The sequence below is a fragment of the Kitasatospora sp. NPDC093558 genome (assembly GCF_040683475.1).
Taxonomy (GTDB): domain Bacteria; phylum Actinomycetota; class Actinomycetes; order Streptomycetales; family Streptomycetaceae; genus Kitasatospora.
The window spans coordinates 1-3,554 of the sequence record NZ_JBFBDY010000632.1 but is presented as its reverse complement, the minus strand read 5'-3'; the positions used below and the strand labels follow the sequence as shown (position 1 = coordinate 3,554).

The 3,554-nt window shown below is 69.5% G+C and carries 4 protein-coding genes; all 4 read left to right on the top strand.

The genetic code is table 11. The features are described from left to right. Positions 1 to 175: 175 nt before the first annotated feature. The gene (locus AB0O00_RS32810) at positions 176 to 754 is read left to right on the top strand and encodes a TetR family transcriptional regulator C-terminal domain-containing protein (protein WP_363658030.1); all 579 of its coding nucleotides are present in this window, start codon (positions 176 to 178) and stop codon (positions 752 to 754) included. A gap of 172 nt (positions 755 to 926) precedes the next feature. Beyond that, the gene (locus AB0O00_RS32805; protein WP_363658028.1) at positions 927 to 1,259 is read left to right on the top strand and encodes a hypothetical protein; all 333 of its coding nucleotides are present in this window, start codon (positions 927 to 929) and stop codon (positions 1,257 to 1,259) included. Positions 1,260 to 1,383: 124 nt separating this feature from the next. Next, positions 1,384 to 2,997, top strand: coding sequence for an alpha/beta hydrolase (locus tag AB0O00_RS32800; protein ID WP_363658026.1), 1,614 nt, complete (start codon positions 1,384 to 1,386; stop codon positions 2,995 to 2,997). A 164-nt stretch (positions 2,998 to 3,161) separates the two neighbouring features. Further along, the coding region (locus tag AB0O00_RS32795; protein WP_363658024.1) for an FAD-binding protein at positions 3,162 to 3,554 on the top strand (393 nt) is incomplete at its 3' end.

The window sequence follows — 3,554 nt, the reverse complement described above, 5'->3', positions numbered from 1 at the left end:
TCTGAAAATCACCCGTCACGCCCCTCTCCGCGGCCACCCCCTCCGCCACCCCCTCCCGCAGCGCTCCCTCTCGCTGGGTGGGGAGGGGGTGGGGGGGGTGGGTGCGTGGGTGCGGGTGGGGTGGGGGCATTGGTGCGGTGTCGGGGGTGGTGCCCGGACCAGGTAGAAAGGGGGGATGGGGCAGAACCAAGGCGAGACGCGCGATCGGCGTACGGTGCTCGCGGATGCGGCGATCGGGGTGCTCGCCGACGCCGGTGTTCGTGGGTTGACGCATCGGGCGGTGGATGCGGCTGCTGGGATGCCGGTCGGTACGACTTCGGCTTACCTTCGGACGCGGCAGGCGTTGCTGACTGCCCTCGTGCGTCGTCTGGTGGAGTTGGACCAGGGGGAGTTGCAGTTCCTCGGGGAGCAGGCTCCGCCCTTTCATTCGGCGGATGAACTGGTTGCTGCCATTGGGGAGTTGATCCGGCGACGGCTCACGGGTGAGGGGCGGCGCCGGTCGTTGGCGCGGTATGCGTGTGCCGTGGAGAGTGTCCGCGATCCCGAGTTGCGCGAGATCCTCGTTCCCCGGGAGAACGCCGGGCGTGCCCTTGTGCGGGCGTTTCTGGTCGGGCAGGGGGTCGTCGAGCCCGTTGAGCGTACGACGACCCTCCTGGCCTGCGTTGACGGGCTGGTGTTCGACCGGCTCGTGGGGGGTGGCGAGGTGCGGGAGGACGAGATTCGCGGCCTGGTCTCCGCTGCGCTGCGCATGTGAGGTGTTCAGGAGGCCACGGTTATTTCGGCGGCGAAGCCTGTCACGAGCGCGCGCAGAGCGCGGCGAGGCCGTGCTCGTCGACGAAGGCGAGGGCGGGTGGACATCTCTTGCGGTGCAAGAAAACATATAGCGGCAACGGGCTTCTTGCGCTGCAAGGTTGAGGGAGGATCGGATGCAGCTGATCAGTGTGATGGTGCGTCGGCTCAACGAGGGTGTGGACTACCAGGAGTTCCGCCGGGGCTGGATCCCGGACGAGACCGTCCCCGGGGACCCGCGCACCCGGGTGATCACCGCCGCGGCGCTGGGGGACCCCCGCGAGATCGTCACGATCGCGCTCATCGAGGGGGACCACGGGCCGGAGGACGTCCAGGCGTGGCTGGAGCGGGTCGGGCCGATCGAGGAGCGCCGCTTCGAGCGGATCAAGGACCTGGTCGGTCCGCCCACCGTGAACGCCGTCTACCAGGTGCTCGCCGAGGACGACCTCTCGCGGCCGGTCGCCGAGTAAATCGGTCGTCAAGTCCCGTTATTCACAGAATAATTTGCCGTCGATTTGCGGGGCCACAAGGTCTTCACACGGAGATCGCGGGCTGACAGGCTGGGGCCGCCCTTTCATCCCCGGAGGAGGTTCCTTGTCCCGCATATCCACGCTGGCCGGAGCGGTCACCTGTGCACTCGCCCTGGTCACCGGCAGCGCCGTGGCCGCGTCCGCCGCGCCGGTCGACCCGGTGCCCGGGGCGGCCGAGGCGAAGGTCGATCCCGTCGCCTGGACGCCGTGCAACCCCGACCCGACCAAGCCGGACCCGGGCATCTACGACTGTGCCGTCTACCCCGTGCCGCTGGACTACGACAACCCGAACGGCGAGAAGGTCGGCATCGCGATGATGCGCCGCCGGGCCGGTGATCCGGCCAAGCGGATCGGCTCGCTGTTCCTCAACCCCGGCGGCCCGGGCGGCAGCGGCTACCTGTGGGCCACCACCACCCGGTTCGGCGCCGAGGTCCAGTCCCGCTTCGACCTGGTCGGCTTCGACCCGCGCGGCGTCGCCCGGAGCAACCCGCTCAAGTGCTTCAAGACCCAGGAGGATTCGGACGCCCTCCAGGCCCGGCTGGTCGGCGTGCCGATCACCAAGGCCGAGATCAACCAGACCCTGGACGCCGACCAGGACTACACGGACGCCTGCAGCAAGAACGCGGGACCGCTGATCGAGCACATGTCGACCATCAACGTGGTCCGCGACCTCGACCGGATGCGCCGCGCCGTCGGCGACTCCCAGCTCACCTTCGCCGGCTTCTCGTACGGCACCCTGATCGGCTCCACATACGCCGCCATGTACCCGGACAAGGTCCGCGCGGTCATCGTCGACGGCAACGTCGACCCCGACCTCCGCCTGAGCGACGGCATGGAGTACGACCGGCAGCGCGCCGACGGCTTCGAGATCGCCCTGGACCAGTTCCTGAAGCGCTGCCAGACCGCGGGCGCCCCCCGCTGCGCGTTCGGCGAGGGCGACACCCGGGCCAAGTTCGACGGGCTGCGCGACCACCTGCGTACCAGCCCGGTCACGCTGGCCAACGGCACCAAGGTCACCCTGAGCACGTTCACCGACCAGGTCGCCAACGCGCTGTACTCGCAGTCCCGGCTGGTCGGCCTGGCCAAGCAGCTCCAGGCGCTGTACCAGGCGGTCGAGAAGCCGGCCGCGGCCGCGCTGCTCGCGCCGAAGGCGACCACCGAGGACGACGCGAGCGGGCTGGCGGTGGCCGTCCCGCACGCGCTGCGCGAGGCGCCGGCGGACTCGGAGTACGCCGGTGACGACTCGTACCTGGCCGTCAACTGCCAGGACAAGCCGTACCCGTCGAACGACCGGGCCTTCGCCAACGCCGCCCGGAAGTGGGAGGAGGAGTCGCCCACCTTCGGCCGCTTCCAGGCCTTCGACGCGCCCGCGTGCGCGAGCTGGCCGGCCCCGGCGGTGGACGCCGAGCGCTTCACCGGCCCGTGGGACCGCAAGACCGCGAACACCGTGATGGTGATCGGCAACCTCTACGACCCGGCCACCCAGTACAAGTTCGCGCAGCGGATGCAGGAGGAGCTGGGCAACGCCGTGCTGGTCAGCGTCGACTCGATCGAGCACTGCGCGGTCGGCCGCAGCAAGGCCCTGAACGAGCTGGTCACCCGCTACCTGGTGGACCAGAAGGCGCCGGCGGCCGGTCAGCTGCTGAAGCCGGACCTGGACCCGTTCCCGGCGGTGTGATGATCTGAGTGTGTGGCGGCCGGCGGATTTCTTCCGCCGGCCGCTGCTTTTTGGGGCCGGGAATGTGGAATTCATACTAATTCGTAAACGGATTCACTTCTGGAATCGCGTGTGCTAGCGTGCCGACGCCGGCTTCTCGAAATCGGGGAAAGCGAGGTTCGGTCATGCGTGAGGAATTCGTCCTGCCCGGTGATGCGCGCTACCAGACGCTCAGTCAGGGCTTCAATCAGCGTTTCGGCAGCACTCCGGCCTACATCCGCCTCGTGCGCGACGACGCGGACGTGCTGGACGAGCTGAACTGGGCGCTGGACCAGGGCCTGCGGCCGACCGTCCGGGGCGGCGGGCACTGCTACGAGGGCTTCGTCGACAACGACGGCGGCGTCATCCTGGACCTGAGCACCATGCGCGGCGTCGGGGCGGCCACCGACAAGTTCGGCGCGCGCACGTACGTCGTCGAGGGCGGCGCCACCAACTGGGACGTCTACACCGGGTTGTTCCGCGGGTACGGGCGCACGGTGCCCGGCGGCTCGTGCTACTCGGTCGGCGCGGGCGGGCAC

What these genes read in the sequence shown, in the direction of transcription:
- AB0O00_RS32810 (WP_363658030.1), top strand. Translation starts at nt 176, where the DNA reads ATGGGGCAGAACCAAGGCGAGACGCGCGATCGGCGTACGGTGCTCGCG.
- AB0O00_RS32805 (WP_363658028.1), top strand. Translation starts at nt 927, where the DNA reads ATGCAGCTGATCAGTGTGATGGTGCGTCGGCTCAACGAGGGTGTGGAC.